Source organism: Peribacillus sp. P4_D6, assembly GCF_056401795.1.
The window spans coordinates 1-17,419 of sequence record NZ_JBFUIQ010000086.1; the positions used below are offsets into that span (position 1 = coordinate 1).

General features: G+C 35.7%; 14 protein-coding genes and 1 pseudogene. 4 read left to right on the top strand and 11 right to left on the bottom strand.

Going from position 1 to position 17,419, the window contains the following annotated elements; genetic code table 11:
- The coding region (locus tag AC1DVB_RS19580) for a glycoside hydrolase family 73 protein (protein ID WP_477590562.1) at positions 1 to 816 on the bottom strand (816 nt) is incomplete at its 3' end.
- A gap of 411 nt (positions 817 to 1,227) precedes the next feature.
- Between AC1DVB_RS19580 and AC1DVB_RS19585 the strand changes: the two are divergent.
- Positions 1,228 to 1,482, top strand: a pseudogene (locus AC1DVB_RS19585) (transposase); the annotation flags it as partial.
- Positions 1,483 to 1,590: 108 nt separating this feature from the next.
- Here AC1DVB_RS19585 and AC1DVB_RS19590 read toward each other — a convergent pair.
- The 6 genes from AC1DVB_RS19590 to AC1DVB_RS19615 form a co-directional block, all read right to left on the bottom strand.
- Complete coding sequence (locus AC1DVB_RS19590; RefSeq protein ID WP_477590564.1) at positions 1,591 to 2,982, bottom strand: HAMP domain-containing sensor histidine kinase; 1,392 nt, start codon at positions 2,980 to 2,982, stop codon at positions 1,591 to 1,593.
- On the bottom strand, positions 2,966 to 3,613 hold the full coding sequence (locus AC1DVB_RS19595; RefSeq protein WP_230137818.1) for a response regulator transcription factor: 648 nt from the start codon (positions 3,611 to 3,613) through the stop codon (positions 2,966 to 2,968). Before AC1DVB_RS19595 ends, AC1DVB_RS19590 begins: the two co-directional genes overlap by 17 nt.
- A gap of 87 nt (positions 3,614 to 3,700) precedes the next feature.
- On the bottom strand, positions 3,701 to 4,927 hold the full coding sequence (locus AC1DVB_RS19600) for a glycoside hydrolase family 5 protein (RefSeq protein ID WP_454861995.1): 1,227 nt from the start codon (positions 4,925 to 4,927) through the stop codon (positions 3,701 to 3,703).
- Positions 4,928 to 5,261: 334 nt separating this feature from the next.
- A complete protein-coding gene (locus AC1DVB_RS19605; RefSeq protein ID WP_057276033.1) occupies positions 5,262 to 5,564 on the bottom strand; it encodes a hypothetical protein in 303 nt (100 codons plus the stop codon).
- A 137-nt stretch (positions 5,565 to 5,701) separates the two neighbouring features.
- Positions 5,702 to 6,952, bottom strand: a complete 1,251-nt coding sequence (locus AC1DVB_RS19610) for an ABC transporter permease (RefSeq protein WP_057276034.1) — start codon at positions 6,950 to 6,952, stop codon at positions 5,702 to 5,704.
- Positions 6,945 to 7,844, bottom strand: a complete 900-nt coding sequence (locus AC1DVB_RS19615; protein WP_230136172.1) for an ABC transporter ATP-binding protein — start codon at positions 7,842 to 7,844, stop codon at positions 6,945 to 6,947. The genes AC1DVB_RS19610 and AC1DVB_RS19615 overlap by 8 nt, the downstream gene beginning before the upstream one ends.
- 355 nt (positions 7,845 to 8,199) lie before the next feature.
- Here AC1DVB_RS19615 and AC1DVB_RS19620 point away from each other — a divergent pair, with 355 nt between their 5' ends.
- From AC1DVB_RS19620 to AC1DVB_RS19630, 3 genes are all read left to right on the top strand, one after another.
- Positions 8,200 to 8,958: a GTP cyclohydrolase II gene (locus tag AC1DVB_RS19620; RefSeq protein WP_057276036.1), complete on the top strand. Its 759-nt coding sequence runs from the start codon at positions 8,200 to 8,202 to the stop codon at positions 8,956 to 8,958.
- Positions 8,959 to 10,248: 1,290 nt separating this feature from the next.
- A complete protein-coding gene (locus AC1DVB_RS19625) occupies positions 10,249 to 11,037 on the top strand; it encodes a hypothetical protein (RefSeq protein WP_477590568.1) in 789 nt (262 codons plus the stop codon).
- A gap of 152 nt (positions 11,038 to 11,189) precedes the next feature.
- Positions 11,190 to 12,128, top strand: a complete 939-nt coding sequence (locus tag AC1DVB_RS19630; RefSeq protein WP_454861180.1) for a hypothetical protein — start codon at positions 11,190 to 11,192, stop codon at positions 12,126 to 12,128.
- Between the two features lie 178 nt (positions 12,129 to 12,306).
- Here AC1DVB_RS19630 and AC1DVB_RS19635 read toward each other — a convergent pair whose 3' ends face one another.
- From AC1DVB_RS19635 to AC1DVB_RS19650, 4 genes are all read right to left on the bottom strand, one after another.
- Positions 12,307 to 12,552 (bottom strand): hypothetical protein, encoded by a 246-nt coding sequence (locus AC1DVB_RS19635; RefSeq protein WP_328119308.1) that lies wholly within the window; start codon positions 12,550 to 12,552, stop codon positions 12,307 to 12,309.
- Positions 12,553 to 12,781: 229 nt separating this feature from the next.
- Positions 12,782 to 14,047, bottom strand: coding sequence for an Nramp family divalent metal transporter (locus tag AC1DVB_RS19640; protein ID WP_477590571.1), 1,266 nt, complete (start codon positions 14,045 to 14,047; stop codon positions 12,782 to 12,784).
- A 372-nt stretch (positions 14,048 to 14,419) separates the two neighbouring features.
- The gene (ggt, locus tag AC1DVB_RS19645; protein WP_328119306.1) at positions 14,420 to 16,039 is read right to left on the bottom strand and encodes a gamma-glutamyltransferase; all 1,620 of its coding nucleotides are present in this window, start codon (positions 16,037 to 16,039) and stop codon (positions 14,420 to 14,422) included.
- Between the two features lie 280 nt (positions 16,040 to 16,319).
- The coding region (locus AC1DVB_RS19650) for a (Fe-S)-binding protein (protein ID WP_477590573.1) at positions 16,320 to 17,419 on the bottom strand (1,100 nt) is incomplete at its 5' end.

Below are 17,419 nucleotides of genomic sequence, written 5' to 3' on the forward strand. Positions count from 1 at the left end.
CTCACTATATATTTTCTCGCCGGCTTCATTTTCTATTGTACTATACCCTGCTTCCTGTAATGCTGTCGCCTGCTCCGAATACGTTTTGGCAGAAAATAAACCATTTTTTTCATATCGGGGATTTTCAGTTAAAAAGACTGAATGATCTTGGAGTGAATCGGAAATCGTATCATACACTCTAAAATCAGCTTGAATATTCTCTTCATGAAATTCACTCGTCCTAATATTTGCCGACTTGCCATCCCAGTTATAACTTTTTATCCCAAATATATTGTTATACTTCACTGACAACTCTGATTTTCCCCACCCGGATTCCAATATAGCTTGTGCTATTGTAATTGAAGGAAGAATACCATATTCATTATAATTATCAATGGCCCCCTCTTTTATGCTGGAAATGAAACTCACTTGCAAGCTGTCTTTATTTTCTAAGTTCGAGCTCGTCCCCTCGGCATTTAAATATTTCATATATGCATTGACTTCTTTTTTTTGTTTTTCACTATAAGCTAATGCTTCAATCACTTCATTGATCTCTTTCAATCGATATTGAGTTTCCTTCTTCTCAATAAACAGATTTGCCGTCTTTTCTATTTCTTGCTTTGTCATTGTGTCAGGTGCATATTCAACACTCGCAATCGCAGCTACGTCTTTCCAATTCACTTGTATTTTCCCAATACTTGTTTCATCAACAACATTTTGAATTTCTTTCATTTTTTCTGAAGAAATCAAGTTTATATCATATAATTTCATAAAATTAAGAGCTGCTATCAATATCAATGGAAAAAATATAATTTTTCCTAAACTTGCTCGTTTCACTTTTTTTCCCCTTTTCATTCGTTATTTGGAAGGTCGAAAGTCCATCTCTGATTTATATAGTACCTTCCATATGTCACAAAAGTATGAAAAAAAAAGCATCACCATGTGGTGAAGCCCCAGACAGTAGACAAACTCTACGTTTTTTTATGGTTTGTACAATTTGAACGTTGATCTTCTCTCCAGGCACTCGCTTTCCGCGGGCGGTCCGGGAGCCTCCTCGGCGCCTTTGCGCCTGCGGGGTCTCCCCTGGACTCGCTTTTCCCGCAGGAGTCTCGYACCYTCCGKTMCAWTCAACTTTGTTTTARCWTTTAGAAACCCTTTTGCCTAAAGTCTTCATTGTTTTAAWATAGAATGAATAAAACTTGAGATGACGAGGATGCTTTCTAAACATAAGTCAATTCAGCGAGATCACTGGAAGAAGCCGATCATCTGCGTCATCATCAAAATGAAAAACATATATGTATGCGAAACGTAAAGAAACGATTGAGCGTGTATTCGCAGATGTAAAAGAAAAGCATGGCATGAGTTGGACTACTTTAAGGGGACTTAAAAAAATTGTCGATGCAGGTGATGCTTAYTTTCGCTGCSATTAATTTAAAGAATATGGCCAATTGGACACGGCAAGGTCCAAAAATGGTCGTAACAAAGTGGGCTCATAGGCCCTAATCTCTTAACTTCAGGCCAAAATTCAAAGGAAATTTCAAAAGGGTTCCGAATTTTTTAATCCGAACCCCTTCTGTCAACAAACTGAAGCATCACCAATGTGGTGATGCCCTACTGTGTTTCAAACCAAATCGTGAAATGAATATTCATCCCGTTTAAAGTAACTTCATATTTTAAATCGTTTTTATCCAATATATTAGYTACTATTGCCAAGCCCAATCCCGTTCCAGAAATTTCTTTATTTCTCGAATCTTCAATCACATAAAAAGAATCCCATATATTTTGCAAATGTTCTTCTTTTACTTTCGTTGTTTTATTTTTTATTTCGAATTTCAAACTGCCGTCAAGATCATTCTCTAATGTTATGGAAAAAAAATCTTCTTCCCCATACTTAATGGCGTTGCTAATAAGGTTGTTAAATACAATATCCATTTGGCTTTTATCTGCTATTACCATGCAATTCTGAGCTGAAGCTATGTGTTCGCGTACTTCTATGCCATTGTTATTCAATAGAACTTTATAATTTATTATTAACTTTTGAAGAAACTCTCTTAAATCGAACATTTCTTTGCTAACATCCAAGGCTTGAACTTTAGCAAGCATAATTAAATGATCTACCATATCAGAAGTATTTCTCACCTGTTCCAAGATAACATTCGTATATGTGCCATCATCTAGGCCATCCTTTATGCCGATTGTATAGGCTTGTATTAATGATAACGGTGTTTTTACTTCATGGGATATGTTTGAAACCAATGAATTTAAATTTTGATTTTTCATTTCCAATTGAAAATGAGCATTTTTTAAGCGAGTGCTCATATCATTGATACTGTGAGATAACTCCTCTATTTCATCCCCTGACTTTATATGTACTTGTTTAAAGTTCAAATTGGCAATATCTTTTGCCACACTTTGTAGCTCTTCTAATGGAGTAATGATTTTTTTTGAATAATAAGCGACTAACAATAAGATAATGATGATTCCGAAAACAATGGAGTAAAAATTCAATTGATTGATAATGTTCATGGCATCGGTATTATGAACGACAACTGTGCCGATTAAAACCAGATGACCCTCCTGTTCATACAACAAAGTCAGCAAGCTTGACTTTATTTTCCCTTGATTATATATCTGTTTAACTGGTTTACCCTCGTTAACCTTTTTAATTGTATCCTCCGTTATCCAAAACTTATTCAATGGGATTTTTTCTTTGTATAGGCTAAATTGCATCAGCTCATTCAGTTCATCAACATTACCACTGTTTTCCTTGATAACGATGGTTACATTGTTAGTATTTTCGACGGAATTTTCGATTTCAATTAACTTATTTATACTCAAATCATTTATTTCATCATAGGTTGATGTGAGTTTTTGCTTCATTTTATACAAATAATAATCAGACAAGAAATAATTGTTCAATAAATAAGAAACACCGAATACGATTACCATTATTATTCCGACCATGGATAATAATTTATGGCTTATTTTATTGCTCTTTATCATGGAAGCTATACCCCAATCCCCTATGAGTGAGAATGTTGTGCGCACCAATCTTATCCCGCAATCTATTAATATGCGTGTCGACTGTTCTTTCTTCCCCGATATAACTCATTCCCCATACCATTGATAACAAGGTATCTCTGGACAATATTTGTCCTTTGTTTTTATACAAAAATGCCAACAACTCAAATTCTTTTTTATAAAGGCTTACTTCATTACCATTTCTATATACTTTCATTCTAAGTAAATCTATTTTCAAATCCCTGATTCCAACCATTTTTTCCATACCAAGCATCTTTTTCACCCTAAGAATCAAGATACGTGGGTCAAATGGTTTTCGGATATACTCATCGGCTCCAATATCAAGTGCACTGAATTCATCATCATTAGAAGACCTCGCTGTCAACATTACTACTTTAACCAAGCTCATTTTCTTTATTTGGGAACAAACTTCCATACCGTTTAATTTCGGCATCATCCAATCCAACACAACCAATTCAATTTTATTAGAAAAGAAGAGATCCAAAGCCTCTTCACCATCATAGGCAACAAACACATTAAATCCTTCCTTCTCGAAATAAGTCTTCAATATGGCTGTCAATCGTTTTTCATCATCAGCTATCAAAATATTCATTGGAAATCACTCTCCTTATACATCCTAAAAAAGTGAAACCTTATTATAAGACTTCACTTTCTTTTTATGTTTTATTACAAATCAAATTTATTTCCCCATAAGTTCCTTTTTCAACACATCCCAAGTCGGATTACTTACTTCTATTTCTTCTCTGTCTGGCCTTTCACCATTCTCTAACGCCTCCCAGTATTTCCATTTAGGCGCCTGATTCCCGAGTTGATAGTCCATCCCATCCCAAGTATCTTCACGGAATGCATAAAAGGCCCAATGCCATCCATATTCATTGAAAACTGATATTAGGTCGGCTAAATACCTGTCGGAGCCTTCAACGCTACGATTAATACCAAATTCTTCAGCAATGATCCGATTAGCTGGTACATTATTTTCTTTTGCCCACTTCCTAATAGGTTCTAAAAATTCCTTTAACGCATTTTTATCAAATGTTTTCTCAGTTTGACTTTCTCCAACTCTCACTGGGCCAGGGTATTTGTATTTAAACCCTTTTCTTTTATTTTGACTTGTCATCTCATATGGCTCATACATATGGAAAGCATATAGCACTTTATCATCCTTAATTGGTTTTAAATATTTAAATCCCCATGGTGTGGCATAAAGTCCAGAATTCAAGATGATAGGTGTATCTTTATCCACAGTTCGAACGGATTGTACAATGGTTTTATACAATTCATTTAAATCTGCTGCTGAATTTTCTACTTTGTTATACCACTTACTATAATCCTCTGTCCAAAAATCATTGAATCCTGATGCAGTTTCGGGATGTGGTTCATTAATCAAGTTATATCCTATCACAGCCGGATGATCCTTCAATCTCAGTGCAAGATCCCTCCAGAACATAGCGGATTGTTGATGATACTTAAAATCTTTCCATATGCGGTCATCGTTTTCATAATTATTAAACTGGCGCCACCTGTTTCCTGGAAGACTTAGTACTGTCAATACAACCTTAGATCCACGTTCATACGCAGAATCCAGATCTGACTTCAATTCCGCAAAATCTTCCTCATCGATACCTTTGTATTCATCTGCATTTCCCATTAAAAAATCCTTTTTAGGATGATCATCAGGCTGGTCATTAAACAAGAAATCATGGTCCTTTGCCCATTTATCTGGAGCCAAACGAATAAATTCAATATTAACCTCTTTGGCTGCTTTATAGTTTTCAGGTAAGGATTTCGAATTCATGAAATTCGTTCCTCTTTTCTGTTCAGCCCAAAATCCAATTTTACCACTAGAAGTGTCGTCGGGTATTAGTTCTAGTTCTAGTTCTAGCTCTTTCTCTTCCTTCGGATTCATCGTATTGCATCCAGATACGAATACTACCAGCATTGTCAAAATAAAGGAAGCCAAAATTTTTATGATTTTCATGTCGCTCTCCTAATCTATATTTTTTCCAAACTCACCACTCATATGTATTGTAGATAATGTTTGTTACAGGAATGTCACAATGATTTCTCTGGCTTACACACCATCATTTAAGTGCGGTTCCTGTATGTTAAGAACGATTTTGATTGACTCTCGGAAAAGCCCAACAATGTTTTTAAACCTTTAAAAAGGAAACAAAAAAACTGAGGATCCATGTATCCTCAGCGTTTTTATTTTCATTAAATTTAAGATTCCAATGTGATTATCACAGTTCTTTTGACATATTATTATTCCTTTTCTTTTTCACTAAAAGAATGATGCCAATGATAAAAGCTACTGCGCTGTATAACCAGGTATACATAAAGGCAAGGCCTAGTCCGATATTTGCGTCCATATAATCGTTTTTCACATGATCTATGGCTAAATATAAAAGCGGGGCAGCTCCAATGATGAACAGGATGACCCAGAGAACATTCTTTTTCGGATTCTTGGTTGATAAAATAATTATGATGAAGGATAGCAAGAGAAACACTTCTGAAACTATCGTCAACGTTACCAGATTGCTCATAATAATTCACTCCTAATAATGGTTGCATAAAGGGAATTTATTTATGTTCCCCTATATCTATGCTACTTTTCGTTCCTATATTATTAACTTTAAAAAACCTGAACCCTCCAACAGGAATGAAGGATCCAGGTTTCATGTTAATTTTTCTTGGATAATTGCAGGGCATTCTTGATGCTTTTCAATGATTTTGAGCTACCGTACATCAAGACTCCACCACGATAGATTTTTGCTCCGATTATTCCAAGTAAAACAATCGTTAAGATCAAGACAGCAATGCTGATGGCGATTTCCCAGAATGGAACCTCAAGCATCCCTACGCGCAAGAACATGATCATCGGCGTGAAAAATGGAATGAATGATGTGATCGTAATATAACTGGCTGACGGATTCCCCAGTCCAAACATTGCAATCATGAAGGCGATGACAACTAACATGGTCATCGGTGAAATCATTTGCTGGACATCTTCAATTTTGCTGACAACGGATCCAAGGCATGCTGCAAGAGTCGCGTACAGAAAATACCCAAGCAAAGCGAAGATGATTGCATAAATGATCGTTGAGATATCTGTGCTGCCGAAACCGAAAAATGAAAAGAATCCTTCATCCATACCTGTCAAGTTTTGTTTAATCGAGAAATAGCCCACACCAAAAAATAAAATCATTTGAGTAAGACTAAGTAAAGCAACACCCATTATTTTGGCAAACATCTGTGTGACTGGCGGGACACTTGAAATCAGGATTTCCATGACTCGTGATGTTTTCTCAGTAGCCACTTCCATTGCAATCATCGTTGCATACATCAACACCCCGAAGTAAATCACGAATAGGAGCACATACACGAGACCGCGTGCTTGATTGAGATCCTCTTCCGTTTTTGCATTTTTCTGAAGAGCAATCGTATCAAATGCTGGCGGCGTATTCAATTGAGCGATTTGCTGCTCTGTCAAATTCAATTCCTTCGCCGTTATTTGACCCTTCAATTGAGTAAGCGCTAATAGTAAATCATTACTTACCGCAGAATCTGAAATTTGATTCGCTTTGTACGTTCCCTTGAAGCCGAGAGTTTTATCCTTTTGGATTAATAAATACCCAACGATTTCTTCCGCGCTGACCATTTCCTCCGCTTCCTTTTCATCCTGGGCGGATATTATCGATAGGTCATCGTTTACACCTGCTACAGCACTTTTATAAGAATCAAATAAACTGCCTTCAGTCTGATCGATTACGGCAACCTTTTCCTGTTCATCACTGTCGAATTTATCAATAAGATTCGAAAGATTCGAAAGAAGGAGAATCAGTGCCATCATAATGATTGTAGAAATGATAAAGGATTTCGTCTTTAATTTTGATAGGTATGTATGGGAAAGGACAATCCAAAATTTATTCATAGACGGCACCTACTTTTTCAATGAAAATATCCGTCAGCGATGGTTCTTCCAATTCGAATTTCCGGACGAAACCTCTTGGAACAAGATCACGTAGCATGCTCTCAGCCACATCTTCACCAGTTACTTGAAGAACTTTCCCTTCCATCGTGTTCTTGACTTTTGTTACACCTGCATAATGATCCAAGAAAGATAGATCAAAATCCGCTTTAATTGAGACATTCTTTTTACCAAAAGAACGCTTGATTTCTTTTAACTTTCCAGCCACAACAGGTGAACCTTTATGCATGATGCAAAGATGCTCACACATCTCCTCGACATGCTCCATGCGATGGCTCGAGAAAACGATCGTCGTGCCGCTGTCCCTTAAGTCAATGACCGCTTTCTTCAGGATTTCCACATTCACTGGATCCAGTCCGCTGAAGGGTTCGTCAAGAATAAGTAATTCAGGTTTATGGATCATGGATGCGATCAGCTGGATTTTTTGTTGATTTCCCTTTGAAAGCTCTTCAACTCGCTTATCGATATAATCGGGCACCATAAAGCGATCCAGCCAATACTCCAATTCTCTCAAAGCATCGCGTTTGTTCATCCCTCTTAATCTAGCCAAATAAACAATTTGATCGCGCACCTTCAGTTTTGGATATAGTCCGCGTTCCTCAGGAAGATAGCCAATCATGGAACTGGTCGTATAATCGATTTTCTTACCATCCCAGACAACTTCCCCTTCAGTAGGGTCAAGCAGGCCGAGTATCATCCGGAACGTGGTCGTTTTCCCCGCTCCATTCCCGCCTAAAAAGCCGAACATTTCTTTTTCGGGAATAGTTAAATCAAGCTTGTTGACTGCTGTGAAATCCCCGAATTTTTTCGTAACTTCTTTAATGTGTAAAACCAATGCGCAACCTCCTATAATATGATTCTAATTATATGTTAACGGAAAGGTTTTCCATTTTCAACTATCACCAAAGACCAAATGAATCTATTTCTCTTCGATTATATGTAAATTCAATAAACATATTTCACTATCTAACTATTGAAAATAAATTAAATGTAAAATAGTGGGTGAAAACAATATTTTTTTGCGTTATCGAGGTTGTTATTGTTAAATTTTGGATTATACAGAAATCAAGTTTTCGATCACTAAAAAAGGACTTTTACGCCTTTCTTTTGCATTGGTAAATTTGTGGACTTTTTTGGGTACAATATGAAATGAACTAGAAAAGTTATCTTAGTTTCGGGAGGAAGTTTATATGATTAATGAAAAAGTGGCTTTGATATTAGAAGATAAAATTAACGTTATTAAAAATGGTGAAAAATCCATTTATTTAGTCGGCCCCATCAATTTACCCGTTAACTTAGAGGGCGAAACAATTATATTCCAGTGGTATTGCTGGTTACGATGTGAGAATATGGCGGGTCATTTTTGTGGTGATGGCACTTATAATATAGAAAAGATCATTGAAACTTTAGCTTCTTCCAATTTAGCGGAAATGCAGCAATCCAGTGTGTTACTGTATGGAGATTTTCAAAGCTCCTCCGATGCCCTTATCCGGATGCATAGTATTTGTCATACTGGCGATATATTCGGAAGCAAACGCTGTGATTGTGGCTTCCAATTAAAGCAGGCTATGAAGATGATTGCAACTCAAGGCTCCGGAGCTTTATTTTATTTAGCGAATCACGAAGGAAGAGGCATCGGATTATTTAGTAAAGCCATGGCTTATGTTCTGCAAGAAAAAGGATTGGATACGGTGGAAGCGAATTTGGAGCTTGGATTTGTGGATGACGCACGTAACTATGATGACGCCATTCGGGTGTTAAAAAAACTGCGCTCTAATCCAGTGACTCTTATCACCAATAATCCGAGAAAATTAGAGGCTCTCCAAAACTCAGGTGCCAATGTTGCAGGCAGAGTTCCGTTATGGGGAGACATTTCCGAGTTTAATGAAAAATATTTAAAAACTAAAGTCGTACGTTCCGGTCATTTAAAAGATAGTAAAAATGAATGACTGATTGTTTTTTATGAAATTGTTTTTACCCATGAATAGGTTTGAAATGGAATTTGATGTATACCATCACAGGTTACCGTAAAATGAAAACACATACGAGTATTATAAGGGAATAATAAAATTGCTCACGTCTGGATAATAAGTAAATACATAAAAACAGGATGCAACGGAACGTTGCACCCTGCCTGAAAAAGGGGTTTGCTTCATTTCGAATCAGCATAAATTCTCTGCGATAAACACCTCATCTACATTAGAGTAAGAACTGGTATCTGACTAGAGTTTACCATCCAAAGCAATCATCCCCTATATCTTAAAAGTTTCATCAACTTTCAAAGCATAAATGACAATTATTGAATGAGTTTTCTGCTTTTACGTGCAAGAGAACCATCTCCTTGCTCGAATCGATTTTTTAATGAAGCTATCAGTAGTTAAGTTAAACGTCTTTAACTAACACCTCATTTACTATATGATGTGAATCATACGTAATCAGTAGCCCCTTCTTCTTTATTTATAATGACCATCAGCGGTTAAAAAATAACTGGTGATTTATGGATATCAAAAATTCTTTCAAACGATTTCCAGCAAAAAAAGGAATTTAATGGAACCCCAAGCAAAAATCTTCGCAATCTCAATGGCATAACAAATGCTTTGTTCCCTAACGATCCTTTTTAGCACATTAATTAGTGGAATTAAGCTAAACTAAACAGATAAACTCTACACTAAGTTCAACTTCAGTTAGTGGAAATGGCGAGTGAGCAAAAATAAAAAAGGCGCCAGTCAATTAGTTTTCAACGACTTGTACACCCCCTTCCAGTATTTACTTTATCATTAATTTAGAAAGGACAAAGCGAATAACCTCGCTTTGTCCCTACCTCATAGCATTATGAAGATTTGATTATTGCGCTATGGTTATTACCATATTGTTGCCAAACTGTGAAGGATAACCTTGCCAAGCCTTGATAGTTCAATGTTTCTCCATAATTCTTCAACACTTATATCGAAGTCTGATTTTATTCAATAACGTAGAACTATTTATTTTTTAAGGTTTAGGCATAGATATGCTTCTAATTTAGAATTTAGGCAACTTTATGGTATCAATATTTTTCCTTCAGTCCTCACATCTGATAATTTACGTATTATATTACAACAATATAAACGATACATTAAGTTTAATGCACTAACAATTATAGTAGTCATTGTTGCACTTATTACAATTGCTTTTACAGCATTTTCATGGTGGAATTTTACATATAGGATGTCTGACGAACAATTTTTTCAGAAAAAGTAGAAATGATAGAAAAGCAAATTGTGTTTGATGAAAATCCAAGAAAATTACCAGATAAAGAAAAACTAGAATTAGCAGAAAGTAATACACTTACTTCCATTACTTTTATTAAGAATTTTACTATAGAAGCAATTATTATATTAATTTTATTTAGTGTCTTATTAATTGGAATGATATTTATTAGATTGTGGGAGAAATTGCCAAAGTACCATGAATTAGCAGACATAAACTATAATAAAAATGATATTGATATGGGAATGAACATTGCAATCTCCACAAAGGTTTTAATGGAACTTCGGAGAAAAGAAGGTGAAAATGAATTTTCTCTTTCAAAGATTAGATTAATGTTCCCTATAAAGGAATTAAAAGATAATGTCAGATTACTTTTGAAGGTAAAGTTTAAAGATAATCAAGGAGAGCCGAAAACTATAGTATACGAAAAACATTATCCTATAGAAAATAAATTTACTCTAACGAAAATTGGAGTAAATCCAATAAAACAAAATCAAATAAGTTATTATGAAGATATTTTAGATAATAAAATTCATGGGATACCTATTTCAAACCTTATAACTATAGATGTCAACGTTACTTATTATCTTCGAAAAAAAGAAATGCGTGATATACATGCAATTTATCATCATTCCATAGAGAATATGGATAAATTTCCAACAACAATTTATCCGTTAACAATACTTCCTCAGTATTGCGGTGATAGAGATGATTTTATGAAAGAAGGATTCGCTTTAATGGCCGATAATGAACTTAAGTACTTATCTAATGAATCTAATTAAAAGTTATAAACGGCTCCCAATGTTGGGCCGTCCCTTTTCAGCAATAAAATTCCCAAAATTCCCTTTTGTGTTTGTTAAGCAGTTTAGTTGACAATGAGTTTAACTTGACCAGGGAGAATTGAGTGAATACATATTAAATTGGGAGTGAAAAAATGATAACTAATGTTGAACTATCAAATCTTGAAATAAGAAATTTACTATTAGAAACGCTGGCTTACGAAGATAATGATATAGACCCATCAGGGCAAACTTTTAAGGGATATCACTATCAAGGGAGTCAATCAGACTTATTTCGGTTACTTAATGGATTACTCATAAAGAAAGAAATTAAGCCGATTAATGTTGCTATGTACGCTGGGGCGTGGGGTTCCGATTCAAATTTGTTGCAGGAATATCGAAATATTAACCTTTCAAGAAGTGAAATTTTAAAACTTTACCAAGAATTCAATAATCTCATTTTACAGGGTGTCATTGCACCAGGGGCCTATGGAAGCTATGGACCGGATCTTCCTTATTTTCACGTTACTGAATATGGTATGCAATGTATTAAACAAGTCCATATCTTGCCATATGATCCGGACGGTTATTTAAAAAAATTAAAAAAGATAGATGATATTAATGATTGGGTTGTATTTTATGTGACGGAAGGGTTACGTTGCTTCAATACTAATTGTATCAATTCTTCAATGATAAACATTGGCCTTGCCGGTGAAACCATTGCAGAAGAATTAATATCTAGTTTTTTGGTGTACTTAAAAAAGAATGATCCAGCGTTATATGTAAGCTTCAAAGAAGAAATAGAATCCCCGCGTATTCTTCCAATTTCTCAAAAGTATAAAAAGTATTTAGGTAATCAACAAAAGTACTTAAGGAAAAACACCCAAGACAAAGGCTTATCAACATTGAAGCCTAAATTGGATAACTCCAGTTCGGAAATCTATGCAACATTTACACGATTAACTAGGAATTCGGTTTCTCACCCAAATGAAATTATTATGGATAGGGTTAAAGTGCTGATGTTCTTTTTATCCTTCGTAGATTATTGCGAACTTCAATATCTCTTTATCAACTACTATAAACTTAATTCCTAGTTTTCATACACTTGTTGGACTAATGGGTAGCTTATCTTGTATAAGGTTTGGCAATATCTTGCACAATCGGGTGCAATAGTGCAAGTAAAAGGTTCTTTGCGGTTTGCGTATATTAATGATTACTAAACTGCTAGTTAAAATTTAAATTATTATTAATTTTATGAAAATAGGAGAATCATTATTTTAAACCATTTTCAATCTCTTGATTCATTCTTAGATTTTGTTCAAGTCGAGAAAATCCCTGTACCATCATATTATTCACAAAAGCAGGACGAATATTTTTCAATCCTTTCTTATTACGAATTTTTTCAAGTTCTCTGAAAAATATTAATATCTCTTCTGGTTTGATTTCAAGTAGTTTTTCCAAGAACCTTATTGTTCCTAATACTTTTTGAATGTCTTCCGGTGTTTTAACATTTTCCATTTTCTTTTGTTTCCAATGATAACCTCTTCAATTGAGCAGCAGATTTTGTCACTAGCATTTTTATTGTTGAGAAAAGTTTAATGATAATATCGCAAAAAAAAACCAGTTTGAATAAAGAGTATTCAAACTGGATAGGATGCAATTGGAAGACATCACTTAGTTATTCTTGCTGATATCCTTTGATCATATACTTGATTAAATTCTTCCATAATATTGGTTAATCAATCTGTTAAAACATACCAGATAGTTGTGTATAAGATAAGTAAACAAATAACATTATACATAATGCAAATGCAGTATTGCTCAGCCAATTATTTCTATATTCTTTATCCATACGTTTAGAGTTTAATAAAATGAATAATGTAATTACAAGGAATGGCATAAAAGCAGCTCCAAGTACACCATACATTATAATGAGACTAATAGGTTCTCCTGCAAAAAGTAGAATCATAGAAGGGAATGTAAGTAAGAATAGATAGAATCGGTATGCTTTCGTTTTTTCTAATGCTACATGTGATTTCTTGTTTTTCTTTGTTGTAGTACGAACAAAATCAGCAAATAAATATGGTAAGCCATTCCACGGACCTAACAGAGAAGTAAAAGAAGCAGACCAAAACCCAATTAAAAATAACCATCGTGTTACTTCTCCATATTCTGCACCGAGTAATTCAGCTAACTGAATGAGACCTTGTTCTCCAGAGAGTTTAATTCCTGTGCCGTATAAGAATTCGGCGCCTATAACCAATACAGATAGGCAAAAGACAGCAGTCATAATATAACCTACTTTAGAGTCAAATCGCATAAAGGGAATCCAAGACTTCCCGCTCCACCCTTTCTCTTTTAACCAATAGCCATAAGACACCATAGCAATTGTTCCACCAACCCCTCCAATTAAGCCGAGAACATTGAATAAGGAACCCTCTGGAACCCTAGGCACTAATCCGATAAATATTTCTGTTAAATTCGGTGTTGTTATTAATGCTGTACMTACAACCGTGACGAACATAACACCAACTAAGACAGTCATTACACGTTCAAAAAAGGAATAGCGCCCGAGTAATACTAGGAAAAATCCAAAAATTGAATGAATTATCGCCCAAGCCCAAAAAGGTAGAATCGGGAACATTGCCCTCATAGCAAGTGCACAGGAAGAAGCTATAGCTGCACCATATACAAATCCAAAGATTACAGAATAAACGCCGAAATAACCAGTTACCCATCGTCCGAGGGAATGCCATCCTTCTAAAATTGTTTCCCCAGTAGCTAGTTGCCAACGTCCTATGCTTTCATTAAGGAAATATTTAAAAATGGCGCCTAATATAATTGCCCAAGTGAATGTTGTTCCAAACGCTGCTCCCGCTACAAGGGCAGCAATAAGATCACCTGCTCCAACTCCTGTAGCTGCAGTAATTAACCCCGGTCCTACTCTTGATAAAAATCCTGAGGGTTTAGTTACTTCCATCTCAACCTGCGATTCCTGTGATATACCACCCATTTGCTCGTCCTCCTTCTACTCCACATTAATTGTTCGATAGTGGATTTGTTTTATCACAAATCGAGTGCGCCATATATAAGTGAAGCGAATATGACAAAGCCAGGGTGCACTTCCATCTTTTCCATTAGCAAGTAACTGCCTATTAAAGTGGATTAAGATATATCCCATTCCTATATGAATATTAAAACCGGATAAAAAATGGAAAAAAGCAAAGCGATGCAGGAATGATAATCTATTATTTATATTTTGGAATATGGTGGTGGACTGCGATAATTATTACTGCTCTACGACTTCTTTTTTATATGAGGGAAACCTAGTTAGATCATAGCCATACCAGCATGTTTCATAGAATCAATTCATAAACAAAATTTATCACCAGATAGCAATAGCACCATCCGTTCTTGATTCCGTGCCCCCCATGAGTACACCTGTTTCAGGATTCCTCCATATAATTTGACCACGGCCAAACGAACCTGAGTCGAAGTTAACTCTTATGTTATGACCTTTCCTCGCTAATTCTTCGGCAATGTGCGAAGGGAATGCCTTTTCCACCTGCACTGTTTTCTCAGTTATCCACTGCCATCTTGGTGCATCTAAGGCAGCTTGAGGATGCAAATGGAAATCGATGGTATTCATGATGACTTGAACATGTCCTTGCGGCTGCATATAGCCGCCCATTACACCAAATGGACCGACCGGGTTATTATCTTTTGTTAAAAATCCAGGAATGATTGTATGGTATGTTTTCTTACCACCCTCAAGACAATTGTAATGACTTGGGTCAAGGATAAAATCATAGCCACGGTTTTGTAAGGCAATTCCTGTTCCTGGTACGACAATTCCTGAACCGAACCCCTTATAATTACTTTGTATAAACGAAACCATATTACCCTCTCCGTCTGCTGTTGCGAGGTACACTGTTCCTCCTCGCGGTGGTGTTCCCGGAGCTGGTGTACATGCTTGACTTCCAATTTGAGCTTGACGCTGTTGCCCATATGAAGTTCCTAATAACTCCTCTACAGTTACTCCCATATGTTTAGGGTCTGTAATGTATTGTTTACCGCAAGCATATGCAAGTTTCATTGCTTCAATTTGTTTGTGGTATGTGTCTGTTGAATCTTTGGATGGAAATTCAAATCCTTGTAATATATTTAAAGTCATAAGGGCTATAATACCTTGTCCGTTTGGAGGGATTTCCCAAACATCATAACCGCGATAATTTACCTTAATAGGATCAACCCATTCCAGTTTAAACATTGCCAAATCATCTTTTGTCAGATAGCCCCCGTAAGTATCAGAAGCTTCTGAGATCTGTTCTGCAATTGCCCCTCTGTAAAAGCTTTCACCTTCTGTTCTTGCGATTTCATATAATGTGTCAGCATGATCTAGAGAGGACCATAATTCACCTACTTCAGGTGCTCTGCCTTTAGGTGCAAATGTTTCAAACCAAGCTGCAAATTCTTTACCGGTAAATTCCGATTTAAATTCTTCGTATGCCTTTTTCCAGAATCGTCCAAGAGTAGGGGATATAGGAAATCCATTTGTTGCATAATCAATCGCAGGTTTCAACAATTCTAGAAGTGGTAACCGACCGAAGCGCTTTGATAATTCTACCCATGCTGCAGGAGCGCCTGGAACGGTCACAGGTATCCATCCATACTGTGGCATTTTTTCATGTCCAGCTTCTTTCACTTTCTCAATCGAAATACTCATAGGTGCTGGTCCGCTTGAATTTAGCCCATGTAATTTCCCTTTTGTCCAAACAAGGGCAAATGCATCTCCTCCAATTCCATTTGATGTTGGTTCTACCACTGTAAGGCAAGCAGCAGTTGCAATGGCAGCATCAATCGCATTTCCTCCTTTTTTTAAAATATCAATTCCTACTTGTGCAGCTAAAGGTTGAGAAGTAGCAACCATTCCATTCTTTGCATATACAACATTCCGTTGTGATTGATAAGGGGAATAATGTGGATCAAACGCTAAAGGTCTCATAAATTATCTCCATTCCAATTTTTATAAAATAAATCAACAGAAAAAAGCCTATAAATTTTTGTGATATTTTATAAATGAAGCGTTTTCATTTTTAAAAACCATATTTTCTAGTGTTTAATTTTTATATAATTAATTCAATTTTCTTTACCATTTGTATTCGTTAATGTTCTAATCGTTGATAGTTACGACTTATAACCTATGAAACTGAAAAGTATATATGTCCTAAATGAGTAAGGTATATCCAAAATGAACAATTAAAGTGCAGAATTTTTTGATTTTCTTATTTAGTTACTGCTCCTGCTTCAACTAGTAATTCTACGAGATGAAGGGCCCTTATACTTCCTTCTAGACCTTCCCTTTTTATCCCCAATTTCATTTGTAACAAGCAACCGGGATTTGTCGTTACGATTATAGAGGCTTTAGTATCCTTTGCTTTTCCCATCTTCAAATCTAAAATTTCCATGGATTCTTCGTAATTAACTAAATTGTAGATTCCTGCTGATCCACAGCACCTATTATAGTCTTTCATCTCTTGGTAACGTATACCTGGAACTTGATTTAGCAGGAGAAGTGGTTCTTCTGTAACTTTTTGCACATGTGTCATATGACATGACGATTGATAAGTCACAATTGAATTCATTTCTTTGGTAAAACTCAAACCATCTAATTCACATAAAATCTCTGAAATATCCCTTACCTTATTAACAAAGCTTTTAGCACGTTTTTTCCAATCTTCTTCATAATGAAAAAGATGATCATATTCAATTAGAGTTGCACCACACCCACCGGCATTATTAACAATATAGTCCACATTTTCATTTTCAAAGACTTCAATGTTAATTTTAGCAAGCTTTTTTGCAGAATCCATTTTCCCTGCATGCGCGTGTAGGGCCCCACAACATGTTTGAGTTTCTGGTATAATAACTTCTGCCCCTGCCAAGGTTAATAAATGAATAGTTTCATTATTTATATTTTGAAAGATAGCATTCATTACACACCCTGTAATAAAACCAACAGTTATTTTCTTTGGTCCTTTTACATAGTAATGTTTAGACATTTTTTTACGACTCAAAGGGGAAGAGATATCTGGAAGAACCGCTTCAAATGTCCCAAGATGAAGAGGGGCCATTTTTGTAATTCCCGTCTTTTGGGTGATTTTTTGCAGTCCTGATATCTGATACAACCATGTTGCATTACCGATAAAATCCATCCATTTCTTCGAGGGGAATACTTGTTCAAAAATTATTTTTTCAGTAATTCTTTGTTTTTGTGTTTTCTCTTCTGATGACTCTAACACCTCTTTCGCCCCTTCTAAGATCTTCCCATATTGGACATTCGTCGGACAAGCTGTTACACATGCGCGGCATCCAAGACATTTTT